The sequence below is a fragment of the Pseudomonas sp. IPO3747 genome (genome assembly GCF_013385245.1).
Classification (GTDB): Bacteria; Pseudomonadota; Gammaproteobacteria; order Pseudomonadales; family Pseudomonadaceae; genus Aquipseudomonas; species Aquipseudomonas edaphica.
Genome location: NZ_JACAQL010000031.1, coordinates 95,821 through 114,718 on the forward strand (window position 1 = coordinate 95,821; position 18,898 = coordinate 114,718).

15 protein-coding genes are annotated in these 18,898 nt (G+C 61.4%); 2 read left to right on the plus strand and 13 right to left on the minus strand.

What is annotated here, in order from left to right:
* Positions 1-8: 8 nt before the first annotated feature.
* The 7 genes from HX790_RS28810 to HX790_RS28840 form a co-directional block, all read right to left on the minus strand.
* Complete coding sequence (locus HX790_RS28810; protein WP_017136538.1) at positions 9-692, minus strand: EboA domain-containing protein; 684 nt, start codon at positions 690-692, stop codon at positions 9-11.
* Positions 689-1,558: a UbiA family prenyltransferase gene (locus HX790_RS28815; protein WP_017136537.1), complete on the minus strand. Its 870-nt coding sequence runs from the start codon at positions 1,556-1,558 to the stop codon at positions 689-691. Before HX790_RS28815 ends, HX790_RS28810 begins: the two co-directional genes overlap by 4 nt.
* A 5-nt stretch (positions 1,559-1,563) precedes the next feature.
* Complete coding sequence (locus tag HX790_RS28820) at positions 1,564-3,429, minus strand: 3-dehydroquinate synthase (RefSeq protein WP_176992580.1); 1,866 nt, start codon at positions 3,427-3,429, stop codon at positions 1,564-1,566.
* 526 nt (positions 3,430-3,955) lie between these two features.
* Positions 3,956-4,264 (minus strand): DUF6124 family protein, encoded by a 309-nt coding sequence (locus tag HX790_RS28825; RefSeq protein ID WP_056861838.1) that lies wholly within the window; start codon positions 4,262-4,264, stop codon positions 3,956-3,958.
* A gap of 462 nt (positions 4,265-4,726) precedes the next feature.
* Entirely contained in the window at positions 4,727-5,035 is a 309-nt protein-coding gene (locus HX790_RS28830; protein WP_017136535.1) for a DUF6124 family protein, read from the minus strand.
* Positions 5,036-5,642: 607 nt separating this feature from the next.
* Complete coding sequence (locus tag HX790_RS28835) at positions 5,643-5,909, minus strand: acyl-CoA-binding protein (RefSeq protein WP_170040178.1); 267 nt, start codon at positions 5,907-5,909, stop codon at positions 5,643-5,645.
* A 152-nt stretch (positions 5,910-6,061) separates the two neighbouring features.
* A complete protein-coding gene (locus HX790_RS28840; RefSeq protein ID WP_017136534.1) occupies positions 6,062-7,000 on the minus strand; it encodes a LysR family transcriptional regulator in 939 nt (312 codons plus the stop codon).
* 109 nt (positions 7,001-7,109) lie between these two features.
* On the opposite strand from HX790_RS28840, the gene HX790_RS28845 reads away from it, so the two are divergent.
* Positions 7,110-8,609 carry a CoA-acylating methylmalonate-semialdehyde dehydrogenase gene (locus tag HX790_RS28845; RefSeq protein WP_176992581.1) on the plus strand — a complete coding sequence of 500 codons (1,500 nt, stop codon included), beginning with the start codon at positions 7,110-7,112 and terminating at the stop codon, positions 8,607-8,609.
* Positions 8,610-8,673: 64 nt separating this feature from the next.
* Here the strand turns inward: HX790_RS28845 and HX790_RS28850 are convergent, their stop codons facing one another.
* From HX790_RS28850 to xylA, 4 genes are all read right to left on the minus strand, one after another.
* Positions 8,674-9,810, minus strand: a complete 1,137-nt coding sequence (locus HX790_RS28850; protein ID WP_138453461.1) for a sugar ABC transporter permease — start codon at positions 9,808-9,810, stop codon at positions 8,674-8,676.
* The gene (gene xylG, locus HX790_RS28855; protein ID WP_176992582.1) at positions 9,811-11,355 is read right to left on the minus strand and encodes a D-xylose ABC transporter ATP-binding protein; all 1,545 of its coding nucleotides are present in this window, start codon (positions 11,353-11,355) and stop codon (positions 9,811-9,813) included.
* Positions 11,356-11,360: 5 nt separating this feature from the next.
* Positions 11,361-12,362 carry a D-xylose ABC transporter substrate-binding protein gene (gene xylF / locus HX790_RS28860; RefSeq protein WP_176992583.1) on the minus strand — a complete coding sequence of 334 codons (1,002 nt, stop codon included), beginning with the start codon at positions 12,360-12,362 and terminating at the stop codon, positions 11,361-11,363.
* 74 nt (positions 12,363-12,436) lie between these two features.
* Entirely contained in the window at positions 12,437-13,753 is a 1,317-nt protein-coding gene (xylA, locus tag HX790_RS28865) for a xylose isomerase (protein WP_176992584.1), read from the minus strand.
* 139 nt (positions 13,754-13,892) lie between these two features.
* Between xylA and HX790_RS28870 the strand changes: the two genes are divergently transcribed.
* A complete protein-coding gene (locus HX790_RS28870) occupies positions 13,893-15,074 on the plus strand; it encodes a XylR family transcriptional regulator (RefSeq protein ID WP_176992585.1) in 1,182 nt (393 codons plus the stop codon).
* A 50-nt stretch (positions 15,075-15,124) separates the two neighbouring features.
* On the opposite strand, the gene HX790_RS28875 is transcribed toward HX790_RS28870, so the two are convergent.
* Both HX790_RS28875 and HX790_RS28880 read right to left on the minus strand, forming a co-directional pair.
* On the minus strand, positions 15,125-16,390 hold the full coding sequence (locus HX790_RS28875; RefSeq protein ID WP_169988323.1) for a carbohydrate porin: 1,266 nt from the start codon (positions 16,388-16,390) through the stop codon (positions 15,125-15,127).
* 73 nt (positions 16,391-16,463) lie between these two features.
* The gene (locus tag HX790_RS28880; protein WP_138450606.1) at positions 16,464-18,872 is read right to left on the minus strand and encodes a glucose/quinate/shikimate family membrane-bound PQQ-dependent dehydrogenase; all 2,409 of its coding nucleotides are present in this window, start codon (positions 18,870-18,872) and stop codon (positions 16,464-16,466) included.
* Positions 18,873-18,898: the final 26 nt, after the last annotated feature.

The window sequence follows — 18,898 nt, forward strand, 5'->3', positions numbered from 1 at the left end:
GATGTGCATCAGTTCAGGTAGGCGTGCCATTCGGGCGGCAGGCGCAGGCCGCGCAAGCGCTGTAGTTGCGCCGGGCTGAGCAGGTCAAAGGCGATCGCTTTGGGTAAGCCTGGGGATACGGTGCGCGAGGCCGCGAGCTGTTCGTCGAGCAGGTCGAGGGCGAGCTGGTTGAGGGTCACGCTGTGGTGTTGCGCCAGGTTCACCAGGCGCCCGATGTCGAGGCCCATACCGAGCGCCTTGAGCACCAACTGGTGAAAGGCGCGTTCCGGGTAATGACGTGACGGGTAAGCGGTGTCGAGGGCGAGGGCAGCAAATACCTGGGGGTTACTGGTGCGCCCGGCCTGCAACGCGAGTTCCAGGCACATCCCGTCGCGGTCGAGCCAGTCGAGGGCGCTGAGCAGGGCGATTTTTTCCTGGTCATCGCCCCACAGGAACAGTTGGCGCAGCAGCGGCAGGTGATCGTCTGCCGGCGTGTGTTCCAGCGCCTTGGCTATCACCAGTGCCCGGGCTGGCGCGACAACGGCGGCAGGCAACTGGCGTTTGCACTGGCCGCTCAGCAGCGCCGCCGTGGAAGCATGCGGTTGTTCTTCAAGCTTTGCATGTGCCTGCAACCACCAATGCAGTTGCGTGGCATCCAGCTGTTGAGTGAGGCTCAAGCGAAGGTCGGCGAGGTTATCCGGGCGCATGTTCATGTCGGCTTGATCCAACGCTGAAAGTGGGGAAGCAGGAAAAACACCAGCACACACACCAGGCTGCCCAATGGCTGATTGGCCACCGCCAGCACCAGTGCATCGAACAACGGCAGCGCGGCCAAACCTGCGCCGATAAACGCGCGCACCTGGCGCTGTTGCGGGTGGGCCAGGTGTTTCCAGTAATGCCAGCCCAACCAGCCCAGCCACAGCAGCAATACCGGCCAGAACCACAGGTTGTTGGAGTAGAGCGCCAGGGCCAGCGGGCTGAGCATCAACAGCAGCGGCAGGCGGCTGATCAGTTGGTTGCGGTGCTCCTGGCGGGCCAGGTAGGTCAGGCCGCTGATGTACACGCCAAGCAGAATCGCGCAGAGCCAGATCGGCTCCGGCGGCACCGCCAGGCTGGCGGCGGCGGTGAGGTACAGCGCCGAGCGGCAGGCGCCCATCAGCCACACGCTGTGCGCATATTTTTTGTGCAGCAGGTTGTAGCCGAAGATGCAGCCCACCAGCAGCACCACGCCGCCGAGCAACCAATGCGGCGTGTCGATCAAGCGGCTCAGGCCCAGCACCGCCGCTGCCGCGAGTACCAGCAGCAAGGTTGTGGCCAGGCCGACTTGTTGACGGCTGGCAAGTCCCAGGGTGATTGGGCGCGGGTTGTGGTGTTGCGCGTCCCAGTCGGCATCCAGCAGGTCATTCAAGAACATGCCGGCCAGGTACAGCAGCGACAAGGTGGTCAACAGCAGCACCCACACCAGCGAGGAGGGCGGCGCCAAGGCCCCGGCACTGCTGGCGAGCAGGGCGGCGGCCAGGGTGTTGGTCCACACCGTCGGCAGGTTGGACACGCGGCCGAGGGTCATCCAGGTTTTCATCGGGCTCATCGCGCGTAGCCCTCGGTGGCCGCCAGTGCCGGGCTGCTGTGGGCCGCCAGCCGTTGCAGCGCCGTTTGCATTTTTGCGCTGTCGATTGCATGCAGGTCCACCGATTGGCCGATGCAGGTGAGCATGGGGATCGACAGTTGCCCGCCCAAGTGCTGGCGAAATTCCTCCAGGCCGAGCAACAGCGGTGAGCGGCCCTGTGCGTCGGTCACACTCAGTTCCGGCGGGCACAGGTTGAAGCCCAACGTGTGCAGCAGGCTCATCACCCGCTCAGTTTCGGAATCGCTCAACAGGCCCAGTGCGTTCGCGTAAAGCCCATCCAGCGCCATGCCCACGGCTACTGCTTCGCCATGGCGCAGCCGGTGGTGGCTAAGGTTTTCCAGTTTGTGCGCGGCCCAATGCCCATAATCCAGCGGGCGGCCGTTACCGCGCTCGAACGGGTCACCGGCGCCGGTGATATGCCCCAGGTGCAGCTCGGCGCAACGGCGAATCGCGTAGCGGCTGGCCGCGTGGTCGAAGTGGGCGAGGGCGCTGGCATTGGCTTCCATCCACTCGAAGAACGCGGCGTCCTTGATCAGCGCCACTTTCACCGCCTCGGCCAGGCCGGCGATCTGGTCGCGGCGGGTGAGGCTGGTGAGCAACTGGAAGTCGTTGATCACGGCGGTGGCGGGGTAGAACGCGCCGAGCAGGTTCTTCTGGCCAAAGGCATTGATGCCGTTTTTGACGCCGATACCGGCATCGTTCTGGGCCAGCACTGTGCTAGGGATGCGGATCAGCCGGATGCCCCGGTGGAAGGTCGCGCAGGCGTAACCCACCGAATCCAGCACCGCGCCGCCGCCCAGGGCCAGCACGTAGCAATGCCGGTCCAGGCCGTGTTGCAGCATGTCGCTGTAGAGCTGTTGCAACACCTCTGAGGTTTTACTCAATTCACCGGCCGGTACGGCGATGGGCGCGGTGAGCAACTGCAGATTGGCATGGGCCGCGAAGTAGGCGTCGATCTGGTCGCGCAACGCGGGCGCGCTGTGCAGCAGTTGCTCGTCGGCGAACACCATCACTGTCACCGGGCCGCTGTGCGCTGCGGTGAGTTGCTGGTGCAAGCATGGGTTGTGCGGGTCGAATAGGTGGTCGGTGAAGATCACCGGGTAGTCATAAGCGACCGTGAACCGCCCACGCAGAGGCTGATCCCCACTTGGCTTGCGTTTGAGCAGGCTGTAAATCGCCACAAATACCAGCGGCAACACCATGCTGGCCAGCACCGTGACCAGCAACGAATTCTGCTCGATCAGGAAGGTACCGATGGCCGTGTAGGCCAGCGCCAGGCCGGCATTGGCCAAAGTGGTGATCAGCAAAAAGGCCCGCAGCGGGTAGCGCTGCATCCCGGCGGCCACCACCGAGGTTTCCGCCAGCACCGGTACACCGCGCAGGCAAATCAACGACAGCGTGCCCAAGCGGTACGCCAACTGCCCGGGCGAGCGCTGATGCAAGCCAAGGCGGCCGGACAGCAAACGAAAATAACCGGCGCCCAACGCATACCCCAAGCCTGCACCCAGGCACAGACCGATAAAAATCACCAGGTAACCGCCAACGCTGCCGAGCATGGCCACCGCCAGCAACGCCACCATGCTCGACGGCACCGGCAGCACCACGTCCAGCGCGAGCAGGGCGACCAGCAGCAGTGCCAGGTTGAACGCCTGGGCAGGCGAGGACGGTTGGTACAGGTTGAGGTGAATCAGGAAGTCTTGGATCTGTTGTTCAAACAACAGAAAGCTGGCAATCACCAGCGCAGAAAAGCACACCAATGACAGCCAAAAGTGTTCGGCTGGCGCCTTTTTCGAGCATGCACGATACCACCGGCTGCGCTTCATCAAAGCATCCCTTTTGAGTATTGAGACTTAAGTTCCGTGTCTGTGCTTGCGCCGTTTTTAGAGCAATAAAACCCCTCACCTGGCTGGCAGGTTTTGTGCGTAATGGCTGATGGCTTTCACGGTATTCATGAACGTAGCCGGTTGTGGTTGTTTTGCAAGTTTGTGCGGGCGGGAGTTTAAAAAGGGCGCTTGAGTGGAGCAGGAGTGGCGATGATTATTCAATATTTACAATTAGTTGTATGGCTTTTTTGTCTGCGTCAAGAAGCTGTTGGTGAGGGGCTTTGAAAGTAACAAGTGGATTACATAACGGTGGGGTTTGTTTGGTTAATTATTGCGGCTGGCTATAACAAGTTTATGCGCGCGTAGTTGTCGAGAACTATTCCGTTTAGTGGGTGCGACGATGGTCAATTGTGGGAGCTGGCTTGCCTGCGATAGCGGTGTATAAGTTAGAAAATCAGGTACAGATATACCGCCATCGCAGCGATGCGGCGACCCGACAAGCCAGCTCCCACATTTTTGACCGTGTTTAAGCCATTGCTTTTGCAGGTTTCAGGCACTCGATAGAGCGATCCACCGTGGTGCGGGCCAGCTCGAGCAAATGCCACACCGCCAGAATCTTCGCCCGTTCGGGGCTGGCGAGCATTTCACTGCAATTGAGTGTGGTGGCCGAAGCGCTGTCGAGCAGGCTGGCGGTGTAGAGCAAGGCGTCTTCAAAGCTCAGGTCTTCAATCACGCTGTGAACGCCGGGGGTGGGCAGGTAATGGTCGAGGGCGCGGTTGAAGGCGGCGCGGTCTTTGGCGCAATTGCGGGGTGGGTCGGGAACAATTTTCTTCATCGTTTAGTACCTGTCTGGTCAAGGAGCCGACACGCTTCGCGACTAAACGAGGGTGGCGGCTGTACGCAGGTTAGTCGACCGGTCAGAACAGGAACCCGGCGCGCCCGAAGGCGCCCTGCGCACAGCCACCATAAACTTCGGAGGACGATGCGCCTGTTCTGAAACCGGGCGACTAAACCCGATCACTGATGAGCAGTGACGGATCGCAGACTAGCCATCGATTCCAACAGGCACAAGGCGGCAGGGATTGTCTAGGAAACGTCCTGCAATTAAAAGCGACACGCCTTGCTGGCCCTTTACAAACCATGTCGAAAGGCCACTGACTGATCAGCCACACGGAGCAGCAGCCACACGATCCAATGTGGGAGCTGGCTTGCCTGCGATAGCGGTATATCTGCACCTAATTTTCTGTCTGATACACCGCTATCGCAGGCAAGCCAGCTCCCACATTTTTGACCGTGTTTAAGCCATTGCTTTTGCAGGTTTCAGGCACTCGATAGAGCGATCCACCGTGGTGCGGGCAAGCTCCAGCAAATGCCACACCGCCAGAATCTTCGCCCGTTCGGGGCTGGCGAGCATTTCACTGCAATTGAGTGTGGTGGCCGAAGCGCTGTCGAGCAGGCTGGCGGTGTAGAGCAAGGCGTCTTCAAAGCTCAGGTCTTCGATCACGCTGTGAACGCCTGGGGTGGGCAGGTAATGGTCGAGGGCGCGGTTGAAGGCGGCGCGGTCTTTGGCGCAATTGCGGGGTGGGTCGGGGACGACTTTTTTCATGGTGTAACTCCTATTGAACCAGAGAGCTATCACCAACGCTGCTAAACGAGGGTGGTAGCTGTACGCGGGTTAGCAGACCGGTCAATAGGAAAACCAGCGCACCCGAAGGTGCCCCACGCACAGCCACCATAAACGCAGCGGTGAACCGTGTACCTATTGAAGTCAGGCTGCTAAACCCGATCACTGATGAGCAGTGACGGATCGCAGACTAGCCATCGATTCCAACAGGCACAAGGCGGCAGGGATTGTCTAGGAAACGTCCTGCAATTAAAAGGGACGCGCCTTGCTGGCCCTTTACAAACCATGTCGAAAGGCCACTGACTGATCAGCCACACGGAGCAGCAGCCACACGATCCAATGTGGGAGCTGGCTTGCCTGCGATAGCGGTATATCTGCACCTAATTTTCTGTCTGATACACCGCTATCGCAGGCAAGCCAGCTCCCACATTTTTGACCGTGTTTAAGCCATTGCTTTTGCGGGTTTCAGGCACTCGATAGAGCGATCCACCCTGGTGCGGGCCAGCTCCAGCAAATGCCACACCGCCAGGATCTTCGCGCGTTCGGGGCTGGCGAGCATTTCACTGCAATTGAGTGTGGTGGCCGACCCTTATGAGGTGCTCTCTCGGTTGATCAGGCTATTCGCTAATTCGATATACCTATTTTGGGCCTCACGTTGTGACGTACCTTTTAGTTTGTTCCAAGCTTCCCATTTAGCTTTTCCTGCAAAATCAGTGAAGCCAGGCCTTGCAGAGTTATTGTCACCCTGTGTGGATTGTTTGTGTAACCCATACAGTTCAAGAAGTTCATCGTCGGCTGGTCGTTTTGATAACCGTGTGACCGCTTCCACTGCTGAGTCGAAATCTGCAATGCTCATGGTGCCTCCAAGGTATTTAACCGGGTTAGGTGTACGCTTCAAATAGTAAGTGGCAGGCGTAGACGATACGCCTGGTATAAATGACAGTTATCAATACCTGTTGGCTATAAGCGCCACGCTTAATGGCGCTGATTTATTCGCGCAACCTCGCCTCATCCCACAAACCGAAACCCACCCGACAGTTTCTCCTTCAGGTACCCCACCAACGCACTCACCGACTTCGGCACATGGGGCGAATACGGGCGGATCAAGTAGATCTCATCGGCAAACGCGCCCTTGAGTGTCCAGCCCTTGAGCACTTGCACCAACGTGCCGCTGGCCAGCGCCGCCTGTGCGCTGAAGTCCGGGAGCAGGGCGATGCCCAGGTGGTTGAGCGCCGAGTCGCGCAGGGCTTCGCTGTTGTTGGTGGAAAAACTGCCGGCGATCGGCACGGTGACGCGTTCGACTTTTTTGCCGCCGCGCTCGAATGTCCAGGCCGGCTGGTCGGCGCCGCGTGGGTAGTAGAGGCAGTTGTGGGCGCTGAGGTCGTTGGGCTCGCGGGGTTCGCCGTGGCGCTGCAGGTAGTCCTGGGTGGCGACCAGCACCGAGCCGGTGTCGCACAACTTCCAGGCCACGTGGGTTTCTGGCACCTGAAAGCCGTGGCGCACCGCCAGGTCGTAACCTTCGGCTGTCAGTGAACTCAGGGCATCCGACACGTCCAGTTGAATACGCACTTGCGGGTATTGCTGCAGGAATTCCGACAGATGCGGCACCAACTGCTGCCGGGCAAACGCCACCGGCGCGGTGAGGCGCACCAGCCCGCGAATCTCTCCGGCCGAGTCGCGCACCGACGAGAAACTGCGGGCGATATGTTCGTAGGCGCTGCGCACTTCGCGGGTCAACGACAGCCCCGCATCGGTAAGCCGCACACTGCGCGTGGTGCGGGTGACCAGGCGGGTGCCGGTGGCCTTTTCCAGGTCCGAGATGCGCTGGCTGACCGCCGACTTGCTCACCCCCAGACGCGCTGCGGCGGCGGTGTAGGTGCCTTGCTCTTCGAGCACCGACAACCAGTGAATATGGGTCCACAGCCCTTCGATCTCGGATTTTTCCATGGTTCTATTGTTCGCTCACAAGGACAATAAGTTCAGGATTCTGCTCTGGTTTGGAACAAACTGAAAGCCTATCGTGTGCCTCAACGCTACCCACCTGGGATCACCTGCCATGACCAGTACGATCGAGCACTACATCAACGACCAACGCGTGAGCCGCGATGATCGCTATCAGGACGTCTACAACCCAGCCACCGGCGAAATCACCGGTCGGGTCGCCCTGGCCAGCCGCCAGACCGTCGGTGAAGCCGTCGCCGCTGCCCAGGCCGCGTTTGCCAGTTGGGCCGACACGCCGCCGATCCGCCGCGCTCGCGTCTTGTTCGAGTACCTGCACTTGCTGCGTGAACGCAAGGACGACCTGGCGCGCATCATCGTCGCCGAGCACGGCAAAGTCTTTACCGATGCCCAGGGTGAAGTCGACCGTGGCATCGATATTTTGGAGTTCGCCTGCGGCATTCCCAACCTGCTCAAGGGTGAGCATTCCGACCAGGTTTCCCGTGGTATGGACAACTGGACGATGCGCCAGCCGCTGGGCGTGGTTGCCGGCGTCACGCCGTTCAACTTCCCGGTGATGGTACCGATGTGGATGTACCCGATCGCCATTGCGGCGGGCAACACCTTTATCCTCAAGCCAAGCCCGACCGACCCGAGCGCCTCGCTGTTCATGGCCGAGCTGCTGCGTGAAGCCGGCCTGCCCAAAGGCGTGTTCAACGTGGTGCAGGGCGATAAAGAATCGGTGGATGCCCTGCTCGAACACCCGGACGTCAAGGCCGTGAGCTTCGTCGGCTCCACGCCGATTGCCCAATACATCTACGAAACCGGCGCGCGCAACGGCAAGCGCGTACAAGGCCTGGGCGGCGCGAAAAACCACATGGTGGTGATGCCCGACGCCGACATCGAAAAAACCGTGGATGCGCTGATGGGCGCCGCCTACGGCAGTGCCGGCGAGCGCTGCATGGCGATTTCCGTCGCCGTGTTGGTAGGCGATGTGGGTGACAAAGTCATCGCTTGCTTGACCGAGCGTGCCAAGCAATTGCGCATCACCGACGGCCGCGATTTGAAGGCTGAAATGGGCCCGATCGTGTCCCGCGCCGCATTGGAACGCATCAGCGGCTACATCGAACAAGGCGTGCAAGCCGGCGCGCAATTGCTGCTCGACGGGCGTGATTACGTGCCAACCGAGGCAGGCTTGGAAAACGGCTTCTGGCTCGGTGCGACCTTGTTCGACCACGTGACCCAAGACATGAGCATCTACCGCGAAGAAATCTTCGGCCCGGTGCTGGCCTGCGTGCGCGTGAATGACTTTGCCGAGGCGATCAAGCTGGTCAACGACCACGAGTTCGGCAACGGCGTCAGCTGCTTCACCCGCGACGGCAACATCGCCCGCGAATTCGCCCGGCGCATCGAAGTGGGCATGGTCGGCATCAACGTGCCGATTCCGGTGCCGATGGCCTGGCACGGCTTTGGTGGCTGGAAGAAGAGCCTGTTTGGCGACATGCATGCCTACGGCACGGAAGGTGTGCGTTTTTACACCAAGCAGAAGTCGATCATGCAGCGCTGGTCGGAGAGCATTGAGCAGGGCGCGGAGTTTGCGATGCCGGTGTCGAAATAACTTAAATACACTGCAGGTCAATGGTGGGAGCTGGCAAGCCAGCTCCCACATTGGCGCGACCCTGTCAGCGACGCCCCGCCCGCGTACTCACATCCACCCACACCGCCAGCACCAGAATGCTGCCCTTCACAATCATCTGCCAGTAGCTGTCCACGTCCAGCATCGACATGCCGTTATCCAGGCTGGTAATCACCAGCGCGCCGAGCAACGCGCCATACACCGTGCCCGAGCCGCCGCGCATGGAGGTGCCGCCGATAAAACACGCGGCAATCGCATCCAGTTCGCCCATATTGCCCGCCGACGGTGAGCCGGCAGCCAGGCGCGCGGTGTTGACCAGGCCGGCGAGGGCGCACATCACGCCCATGATGCCGAAGATCCACAGTTTTACCGCCTGCACGTTGATGCCCGACAGGCGTGTGGCTTCCATATTGCTGCCCACCGCGTAAACGCGACGGCCGAACACGGTCTGGCTGGTGACGTAGCTGAACACGCCGAGCAGCACCAGCAACAGCAACACCGGCACGGGGATGCCGTCGTAACTGTTGAGGGTGGTGACGAACCCGGCCAGCACTGCGCCGATCACAGCCACGCGTAACAGGTCACGCACCAACGAATGCGCCGCCAGGCCATGCAGTGCGCGGTTGCGCCGTTGCTTCCAGGTCAGGAACAGGGTCAAGGCAAACAGCAACACGCCCAGCCCCACACCGACGGCATGCGGCAAATACCCCTGGCCCACATACACCAGCGACGGCGACACCGGCGCAATGGTGGTGCCGCCGGTAATGCCGAGCAAAATCCCGCGAAACGCCAACATGCCGCCCAGGCCGACAATGAACGAGGGGATGCGCAGGTAGGCGGTCATGTAGCCGTTGGCCAGGCCGATCATCAAACCGCACAGCGCCACCAGGCTCAGGTTGGCGAGCAGCGGAATGTGGTAGACCACGTCCAGAATTGCCGCCAGCCCGCCCAACAGCCCCAGCAGTGAACCCACCGACAAATCGATCTCGCCGCTGATGATCACCAGCACCATGCCGCACGCCAGAATCCCGGTGATCGACATCTGCCGCAGCAGGTTGGACAGGTTGCGCGGCGTGAGAAAGCCGCCTTCGGTCTGCCAACTGAAAAACACCCAGATGATCGCCACTGCGATCACCAGGGCGAGCATTTTGTAGCGGGTAAAAAGGTGTTTGACCTGGTTCATCTACGCGGTTTTCCCATTCTTATTGTGTTGGCTGAGCGCAGCGGCGAGCACCTGTTCCTGGGTGAGCCCCTGGTTGATGAAGTCTCCACGCAACTGGCCGTCGCCAATCACCAGCACGCGGTTGGAAACCCCCAGCACTTCGGCCAGTTCCGAGGAGACCATGATGATCGATACACCCTCGGCGGCCAGCGCGCCCATCAGTTTGTAGATCTCATACTTGGCGCCCACATCCACGCCGCGCGTGGGCTCGTCGAGGATCAGCACCCGTGGCTTGGCCATGAGCATTTTCGCCAGCACGGCCTTTTGCTGGTTGCCACCGGACAGGCTGGTGATCGGCAAAAACGGGCTGGCGGTCTTGAGGTGCAGGCGCGCGATTTGCTGGTCGATGCTGCCAAGCTCGGCCTCGGCGTCAATGCGGGTCATATGCGCGTAGCGGTCGAGCACCGCCAGGGTGATGTTCTGGCCCACGCCGAAGTCAGGAATGATGCCTTGGCGCTTACGGTCTTCGGGCACCATGCACAGCCCGGCGCGGATCGATTTGAGCGGCGTGCGCGTGTCGATCAGTTGCCCGTCCAGCCATACTTCGGCGCTGTAGCGGCCGGGGTAGGCGCCGAACAAGGCCGACACCAGTTCCGTGCGCCCGGCACCGACCAGCCCGGCAATGCCGAGGATTTCCCCGCGCTTGAGCACGAAAGAAACATCGTCCACGCGTTTGCGCTTGGGGTTGTCGACGTCATAGCAGGTGACGTTGCGCGCCTCGAAAATCACCTCACCGACTGCATGGGGCTCGGTGGGGTAAAGGTTGCTCATCTCGCGGCCGACCATCTGCGTGATGATCTGCGCGATATCCATGTCGGCCATGGCCGTGGTCGCGATGTGCTTGCCATCGCGAATCACTGCGATGGTGTCGCACACGGCCGCCACTTCATCGAGCTTGTGAGAGATGTACACGCAGGCCACGCCCTTGGCCTTGAGACCTCGGATAATGTCGAGCAGCACTTCGATTTCCGAACGGGTCAGGGCCGAGGAGGGCTCGTCAAGAATCAACAGTCGCGCCTGTTTGTTCAGCGCCTTGGCGATTTCCACCAGTTGCTGGTAACCGCCGCCATACTGCGACACCGGCAGCGCCACATTCATGTCCGGCACCTTGAGTTCGCGCATCAGCGCTTCGGCGCGCTGCAGCATGGCCGGGTAGTTCATGCGGCCGCCGGGCAGGGTCAATTCGTGGCCCATGAAGATGTTTTCGGCCACCGACAAGTCCGGCACCAGGGTCAACTCCTGATGAATGATAACGATGCCGGCGGCCTCGGTTTCGCTGATGGAATGGGCTTTAAGCGGCTGCCCGTCCCAGAGTATTTCCCCTTCCCAGGTGCCATACGGGTAGACCGCCGACAGCACCTTCATCAAGGTGGATTTGCCGGCACCGTTTTCACCGCACAGGCCGACGCATTCCCCCGGCCGTACCTTGATATCGATGCCGTTCAGAGCGTTGACACCGCCAAACGTTTTGACGATGCCGTTCATTTGCAGCAAGTAGTCGGCCATGGCGGTCACTGCCCGGCAATCTGCTCTTTGGTATAGAAACCATCCTTCTCCAACAGGTCGATATTGGCCTTGGTCAGCGGGGTTGGCGTGAGCAGGATGGTGTCGACTTTTTTGCTGCCATTATCGTATTGCGAGCTATAGGTAGGTTTTTCATTACGCGCAAGCTGTACCGAGAGCTTCGCGGCTTCGGTGGCGATCAGCTTGAGAGGCTTGTACACGGTCATGGTCTGGGTGCCGTCGATCACGCGCTTGACGGCGGCGAGGTCGGCGTCCTGGCCGGAAATCGGCACCTTGCCTGCCAGTTTCTGCGCGGCCAGGGCCTGGATCGCGCCGCCGGCGGTGGCGTCGTTGGAGGCCACAATGGCATCGATCTTATTGTCGTTTCGGGTCAGGGCGTTTTCGACGATGCTCAGGGCCTCGGTGGGGTTCCATTCCTTGACCCATTGCTGGCCGACAATCTTGATATCGCCCTTGTCGATGGCCGGTTGCAGCACCTTCATCTGGCCTTCGCGCAGCACTTTGGCGTTGTTGTCGGTGGGCGCGCCGCCGAGCAAAAAGTAATTGCCCTTGGGCGCCGCTTGCAGCACGCCGTTGGCCTGCATCTCGCCGACTTTTTCGTTATCGAAGGAGATATAGGCGTCAATATCGGCGTTGAGAATCAGGCGGTCATAGGACACCACCTTGATCCCGGCCTTCTTGGCTTCGGCGACGGCGTTGGTCAGCACGGTGGCGTTGAACGGCACGATGACGATCACGTCAACGCCGCGAGAGATGAGGTTTTCGATCTGCGAGATTTGCTTCTGCTCGTTGGCATCGGCCGACTGCACAAACACCTTGGCGTCGAGCTTTTCGGCCGCGGCGACAAAGTAATCGCGGTCGCGGGACCAGCGCTCCAGGCGCAGGTCGTCGATGGAAAAGCCGATTTTCGGGTGGGCCGAGTCGGCCATCACCGGCGGGGCGAGCAGGGCTAGGGCAGTGGCGAGCAGGGTACGTTTGAATGCTTTCATGGTGGTGCGTCCTTTTATTGTTGTTGGAAAGACACTGACTTGATGAATGTACCGTACCTGTGGCGAGCAGGCGGTCAGGTGTAGATAAACCGGTTGACCACGCCTTCGAGCATCTCCTGACGGCCGCTCACAGCCTGCGGGTTCAGCTCATGGGCAAACGCGTGCTCGGCCAACGATGCCAGGCTGAACTCACCGGCCAGCACCGCCTGGCCCAAGGGCTGCTGCCACCCGGCATAACGCTGGTCCTTGAACTGCTGCAATCGGTCGTTTTGCACCATGGCCGCCGCACGCTCCAGAGACAGGGCCAGCACATCCATGGCGGCGACATGCCCGTGGAACAGGTCAACCTCATCCAGGCTCTGGCGGCGCACCTTGGAATCAAAATTGTAGCCGCCGTTCTTGAAGCCCCCGGCCTTGAGGATTTCATAGGTGGCCAGGGTCATCTCCTCGACACTGTTGGGGAACTGGTCGGTGTCCCAGCCGTTCTGCGGGTCGCCGCGGTTGGCGTCGATGCTGCCGAAAATCCCCAGGGACACGGCGGTGGCAATTTCATGGTGAAAACTGTGCCCGGCCAGGGTGGCGTGGTTGGCCTCGATATTCACTTTGATCTCGTGTTCCAGGCCGAACTCATGCAGGAAGCCGAACACCGTGGCGCTGTCGTAATCGTACTGGTGCTTGGTCGGCTCCTGGGGCTTGGGTTCGATCAGCAGGTCACCCTTAAAGCCGATCTTGTACTTGTGCTCGACCACCATGCGCATAAAACGCCCGAGCTGTTCGCGCTCGCGCTTGAGGTCGGTGTTGAGCAGGGTTTCATAACCTTCGCGACCGCCCCACAGCACGTAGTTGGCACCCTTGAGGCGTTGGGTGGCGTTCATCGCGCTGAACACTTGAGCGGCCGCGTAGGCGAATACCTCCGGGTCCGGGTTGCTGGCGGCGCCAGCGGCAAAACGCGGGTGGCTGAAACAGTTGGCGGTGCCCCACAGCAACTGGATGCCGGTCTGTTCCTGGTGGCGCTCCAGGTGGTCGACCATCTGCGCGAAGTGGTTGCGGTATTCCTTGAGCGAGCTGCCTTCGGGTGCCACATCGGTGTCGTGAAAGCTGTAGTAATCAATGCCCAGCTTGGAGAAAAACTCGAACGCCGCTTCAGCCTTGCCGATGGCCACGTCCATCGGCTCGCCGCTGCGCTGCCACGGGCGCTTGAAGGTGCCCATGCCGAACATGTCCGCCCCCGGCCACACAAAGGTGTGCCAGTAGCAGGCGGCCATGCGCAGGTGTTCACGCATGGGCTTGCCGAGGATCAGTTTGTTGGCATTGTAATGGCGAAAGGCGAGAGGGGCGTCGCTGCTGGGGCCTTCGAAGCGAACCTTCTCGACACCTGGGAAGTACGGCATGGTGTTTTCCTTATTGTTCTTGGTGGTGCCCCGATACTAGCAACGGCATCGGGACTGCCGATTATGAAAATCACCAAGACGTAGTGCGATTTTGACCAGCCAGGGCTAGTCTGTAGCGACCGGCCCCAGGATAAAAACAATGAAAACCCTACCGCCCGTGCACCGCATTGCCCTGTTGTTCAACGGCAGCAAAATCTACGATCGCGGCATCATTACCGGCATCGGCAATTACCTGAGCAGCACGCGTGTGTCCTGGGACTTGTTCCTGGAGGAAGACTTTTTGTGCCGTTTAAGAGGCATCGAGCGCTGGCAGGGCGACGGCATCATTGCCGACTTCGATGACCCGCTGATCGGTGAGGCGCTGGCCGATATTCATTTGCCGGTGGTGGCAGTGGGCGGCTCCTATCAGGATGCACGCGCCTACCCCAAGGGCATTCCCTATGTGGCCACCGATAACCATGCACTGATCAAGTTGGCGTACGAACATTTGATTGAGGCGGGGCTGACCCGCTTTGCCTGCTTCAGCCTGCCCGAAGCCCAGGCCAACCGCTGGGCGCAGGAGCGCGAGAAAGCCTTTCGCCGCCTGATGCAACGCGATGGTTTGCAGGTTGAGGTTTACCGTGGGCTGGGCACCAGTGCGCCGCTGTGGGACAGCGCGGTGGAGCAGCAGATCGCCTGGCTGCAAGCCTTGCCCAAGCCCATCGGCATCATCGCCGTCACCGACGCCCGCGCCCGGCAATTGCTGCAAGCCTGCCTCACCGCCGGCATCGCCGTGCCGGAACAGGTCGCGTTGATCGGCATCGACAATGACCCGCTGACCCGCACCCTCACGCGCGTGCCGCTCAGCTCGGTCATCCAGGGTACCGAAACCATGGGCCGCACGGCCGCCGCGCTGCTGCACCAGATGTTGCACGGCAAACCCTGCGCGGGCACGCAGATTTTGGTGCCGCCGGATGCAATCAATGTGCAGGCCTCCAGCCTGCATCAACCTTTGGGCAATCCGTATGTGATGCAGGCGTTGCTGTTTATTCGCCAATACGCCTGCCAGGGCATCAAGACCGCGCAGGTGGCGGCGTATGTGGGGGTGTCGCGTTCATCCCTGGAGTCGCACTTTCGCAAGGTGCGTGGGTGCAGCGTGCATGACGAGATTCTGCGCTTCAAACTTGCGGCGGCGGCCAAGGGCCTGGAAAACCACGCCCTGGCGATCGCCGACATTGCCCAGAGTTGCGGCTTCAAATCGGCGCAGTACCTGCATACAGTGTTTCGGCGAGAGTTTGGCTGTACGCCGCGCGAGTACCAGCATGGCGCAAGTGTTCCTTGAAGTGAGATCGTTCCCACGCGGAGCGTGGGAACGATCCTCATTTCATGCTTTTAGAATACGGCTTTGACCTGCAACCCCAGTACCAGCGCGTTATCGATGCTCTCACCGGAGAACGCCCCAGGCTCGATGATGTATTGCACATCCGGGCGCAGCGTCAGCCACGGCGTGGCCTGGTAGCCATAACTGAGTTCGATCAATTGCTCGGCATTGTTCAGGTTGGGGTAGTCCGTCCCCGCATTGAACGCCGCCAACTCCTGCACGTCACGGCTGCGTGGGTTGGGCACCGCACGGCCATAACCCAAGGCGATTGTGTCGCGTGGGCGGCCTTCAAACGGCTTGTACAGCACCACGCCCGCGCCATACCACTTGCTGAACGGCGAGGCGGCTTCGCTGGCGGCCGAGTATTGGCCGAAAGCGTGCAGCACACGGCCTGCGGATGTGCTGGAGGCCCAGACGGCCTGGTCGATCAGCAGGTAGTGACCGCCGCGACCGTTCACGTCTTTGTTGCTGCCGATGCGCTTCACATCGGAGCTGTCGTAGTAATAACCCAGCTTGTACTCACCCGGCAGCGTGCCCGCGTGTTTGTACACCAGCTCGATCGGCACCACGGTGCCGGTGGTGTGTTTGGGGTCCAGGCGCCAGGCGCGGCTGGAGTTGCCGTTGCTGTCGGGGTCGACATTGAATGCCGCCACACGCAGCTGCCAGTTTGGCGAAAAGTCGTATTTCACCCGCGCACCCAGGCGTGCATTCGGGTAGTTGGTCCAGCCGCTGCCGCCGGACATGTTCAGCGGGTGCCCGCAGAAACCGGCGTTCATGAAGTTGCACAGGATGCCGCTGTCGAGGCCGCCGAGGTCGTTGCCCATCGCCATGTAACCGAGCTTGATGTTCAGCGCGGGCGTGAACAGCGTGCGCTCGTAGCTCAGCTCGGTGAGGCGGGTGTAGAGGCCGCCATAGTTTTCCTGGATCGGCAGGCGGTTGCCTACCAGGTCTTCGGAGGCGCTGTTGCCGCGCCGGTCGTTGATGGTCAGCTGAATGCGGTCGCCGTTGGTGAAGCCGTAGAGCTTGCCGAGGTCGAACTGCACACCGAGCTTGATGTTTTGCGAGTAGCGCGCCGAGCGGTGTTGGCCGCCGTCGGCGTTGTAGGCGGTCTCGCCGCTGTAGTCGCCGGTGAAGCGGATGCCTTGCTCGTCGAGTTCACGGCGCAGGCCGCCCCAGTCGCCGGTCAGGGTAGTGTCGTCGGCTTGAACGGGCAGGGCGGCAGCCAAAGCCAGGCCCAGCGCCAGGCGGCCGAAGGGCATAGGAGAAGTGAGGGTCATGCGGGGTCTTCCAAACGGCATGTATAGAAAGGCGCGCGCGGTGCAGGAGAGCACCGCGCGAACAGAGGGGGCGTTACGGCAGGGCGTAGGCGATTACGTAGTCGCCACGGTCAGTGGACTGGCGAGCACCGCCGGCGGTGATGACGATGTACTGCTTGCCGGTTTTTGGCGACACATAGGTCATCGGGCCGCCCTGGCTGCCCACTGGCAGGCGGGCTTTCCAGACTTCATCACCGTTGCCGCTGTTGAAGGCGCGCAGGTAGAAGTCCTGGGTGCCGGCGATAAAGATCAGCCCGCCCTGGGTCGACAAGGTGCCGCCCAGCGTCGGCAGGCCGACCTTGATCGGCAGGTGCATGCGGATGCCCAGCGGGCCGGTGTCCTCAACAGTGCCCACCGGCACTTGCCAGGCGATCTGCTGAGTCTTCATGTCGATGGCCGTCAGGGTGCCGAACGGCGGTGCCTGGCACGGGATGCCAGCCACGGACAGGAAGCGGTTTTTGTTCACCGCATACGGCGTGCCCTTGAGCGGCACGGCGCCCATGCCGGTGTTCAGCGCTTCACCACCGGACGCGGCCTGGGCCTTGTTCTGCGACGGCACCATCTGGATCCACAGGCCCAGGCGCATGTCATTGACGAAGATAAAGCCGTGCACCGGGTCGGTGGAAATACTGCCCCAGTTCATGCCGCCCAAAGAACCCGGGAAGCTCAGCGATTTGTCGGTGCCCGGCGCGGTGTACAGGCCTTCGTAGCGCATGCCCTTGAAGTCGATACGGCACAGCAATTGGTCGAACGGCGTGGCGCCCCACATGTCCGATTCGGTCAGCGTCTGCGCGCCGATCTGCGGCATGCCCACCGATTTAGGCTGGGTCAGCGAGTAAGGCTCGTTGGGGATGTTGGCGGCCTTGACCGGTACTTCCTTCACGTCGGTCAGCGGCTTGCCGGTGGCGCGGTCGAGCACATAGATCTGCCCGGCCTTGGTGCCGATCACCACCGCTGGCACGGCCTTGTCGCTGCCCGGTGGGGTGAAGTCGATCAGGCTCGGCTGCATCGGCAGGTCGAAGTCCCACAGGTCATTGTGGACGGTCTGGTACACCCACTTTTCTGCACCGGTAGAGGCGTCCAGCGCCAGCACCGAAGCGCCGTATTTGTGGTTCAGTTGGGTCCGCTCAACGCCGTAGATGTCGGTGGACGAGCTGCCCATCGGCAGGAAGACCGTGTTCATCAGCGGGTCATAAGACATCGGTGCCCAGCTGTTCGGCGTGCTGCGTACATAAGTGCTGCCGGCTGCCGGGGCCTGCTTGTCTTCGGGGTTGCCCGGGTCGAACGCCCAGCGCATCTGGCCGCTGATCACGTCGAAGCCGCGGATCACACCGCCGGGCATATCGGTTTGCACGTTATCTGCCACGCGGCCGCCGACCACTACGGTGGTGCCGGCGATCAAGGGCGCAGAGGACAGTTGGTAGTAGCTGTCCGGTACATTGCCCAGGCCGGCCTTGAGGTCCACCTGGCCGTGGGTGCCGAAGTCTTCGCAGAACTTGCCGGTGTCGGCATCCACTGCGATCAGGCGTGCATCAATGGTGTTGGTCAGCAAGCGGCGCTGGCATTGCGCGCCGGCCGGTACGCTGGCAGCAATGATCGGCGAGCTGTTTGGCTGGGTTGGCTGGGCAATCGGCGCAGTGGCATCGAAATACGCCATGCCACGGCAACGCTGCCAGACCGCCGATTTGGCGTTGACTTCGTTCTTCCACAGCTCTTTGCCGGTGTCGGCATCCAGGGCGATCAGGTTGTTGTGCGGGGTGCAGATGAATACCTTGTTGCCGATCTGCAGGGGCGTCAGTTGGTCTTCGGCACCGTTGCCGTCGCTGATCGCCACGTCGCCGGTGTGGTAGGTCCACGCCACTTTGAGCTTATTGACCGTGTCGCGGTTGATCTGGTCCAGCGCCGCAAAACGGCTGCCGCCTTCGGTGTTGCCGTAATGCGCCCAGTCCTTCTGCGCATCGGCGGCGGCCACTGGCGTGACGCCAGGGCCTTTGCCGGTGGGCGCAACGCTTGGGTGTGCAACGAACATATTGCCCGCCGCCAACGCCACGCCGACGGCCAGCACGGCGGCAACGCCATAGGCGCCACGCGCCGGTCGGCCGGCCAGCAGCGGATACACCAGCGCCACCACCAGGCCGATCACGGCAAACATGAACAGCCGCGAGAACAGCGGCCAGTACACCAGGCCCACGTCCGCAATCGCCCACACGGCGGTGCCAACCAGGAACGCGGCGAACAGCCAGGCGCCCGCCGGCTTGCGCCGCGCGATCAACATGCCTGAAACGGCCATGGCCACGCCACCGACCAGGAAGTACCAGGAACCGCCCAGGCTGACCAGCTTGGCGCCGCCCACAGCCAGCGCTACGCCGAGCAGGGCGATAACCACGCCCAGGCCCAGCAGGAGAAATCTAGAGGCGCCAGCGGCGCGCGATGCTCTTTTCATGTCGACAGACTCGAAGGTGAGAGGGC

Bases quoted from the DNA above. Each gene is read 5' to 3' on its own strand.
- HX790_RS28840 (WP_017136534.1), bottom strand. From the start codon at position 7,000: ATGGAAAAATCCGAGATCGAAGGGCTGTGGACCCATATTCACTGGTTG.
- HX790_RS28880 (WP_138450606.1), bottom strand. From the start codon at position 18,872: ATGAAAAGAGCATCGCGCGCCGCTGGCGCCTCTAGATTTCTCCTGCTG.
- xylG (WP_176992582.1), bottom strand. From the start codon at position 11,355: ATGGCCGACTACTTGCTGCAAATGAACGGCATCGTCAAAACGTTTGGC.
- xylF (WP_176992583.1), bottom strand. From the start codon at position 12,362: ATGAAAGCATTCAAACGTACCCTGCTCGCCACTGCCCTAGCCCTGCTC.
- HX790_RS28810 (WP_017136538.1), bottom strand. From the start codon at position 692: ATGAACATGCGCCCGGATAACCTCGCCGACCTTCGCTTGAGCCTCACT.
- HX790_RS28850 (WP_138453461.1), bottom strand. From the start codon at position 9,810: ATGAACCAGGTCAAACACCTTTTTACCCGCTACAAAATGCTCGCCCTG.
- HX790_RS28870 (WP_176992585.1), top strand. From the start codon at position 13,893: ATGAAAACCCTACCGCCCGTGCACCGCATTGCCCTGTTGTTCAACGGC.
- HX790_RS28830 (WP_017136535.1), bottom strand. From the start codon at position 5,035: ATGAAAAAAGTCGTCCCCGACCCACCCCGCAATTGCGCCAAAGACCGC.
- HX790_RS28845 (WP_176992581.1), top strand. From the start codon at position 7,110: ATGACCAGTACGATCGAGCACTACATCAACGACCAACGCGTGAGCCGC.
- HX790_RS28825 (WP_056861838.1), bottom strand. From the start codon at position 4,264: ATGAAGAAAATTGTTCCCGACCCACCCCGCAATTGCGCCAAAGACCGC.
- HX790_RS28875 (WP_169988323.1), bottom strand. From the start codon at position 16,390: ATGACCCTCACTTCTCCTATGCCCTTCGGCCGCCTGGCGCTGGGCCTG.
- HX790_RS28835 (WP_170040178.1), bottom strand. From the start codon at position 5,909: ATGAGCATTGCAGATTTCGACTCAGCAGTGGAAGCGGTCACACGGTTA.
- xylA (WP_176992584.1), bottom strand. From the start codon at position 13,753: ATGCCGTACTTCCCAGGTGTCGAGAAGGTTCGCTTCGAAGGCCCCAGC.
- HX790_RS28820 (WP_176992580.1), bottom strand. From the start codon at position 3,429: ATGAAGCGCAGCCGGTGGTATCGTGCATGCTCGAAAAAGGCGCCAGCC.
- HX790_RS28815 (WP_017136537.1), bottom strand. From the start codon at position 1,558: ATGAAAACCTGGATGACCCTCGGCCGCGTGTCCAACCTGCCGACGGTG.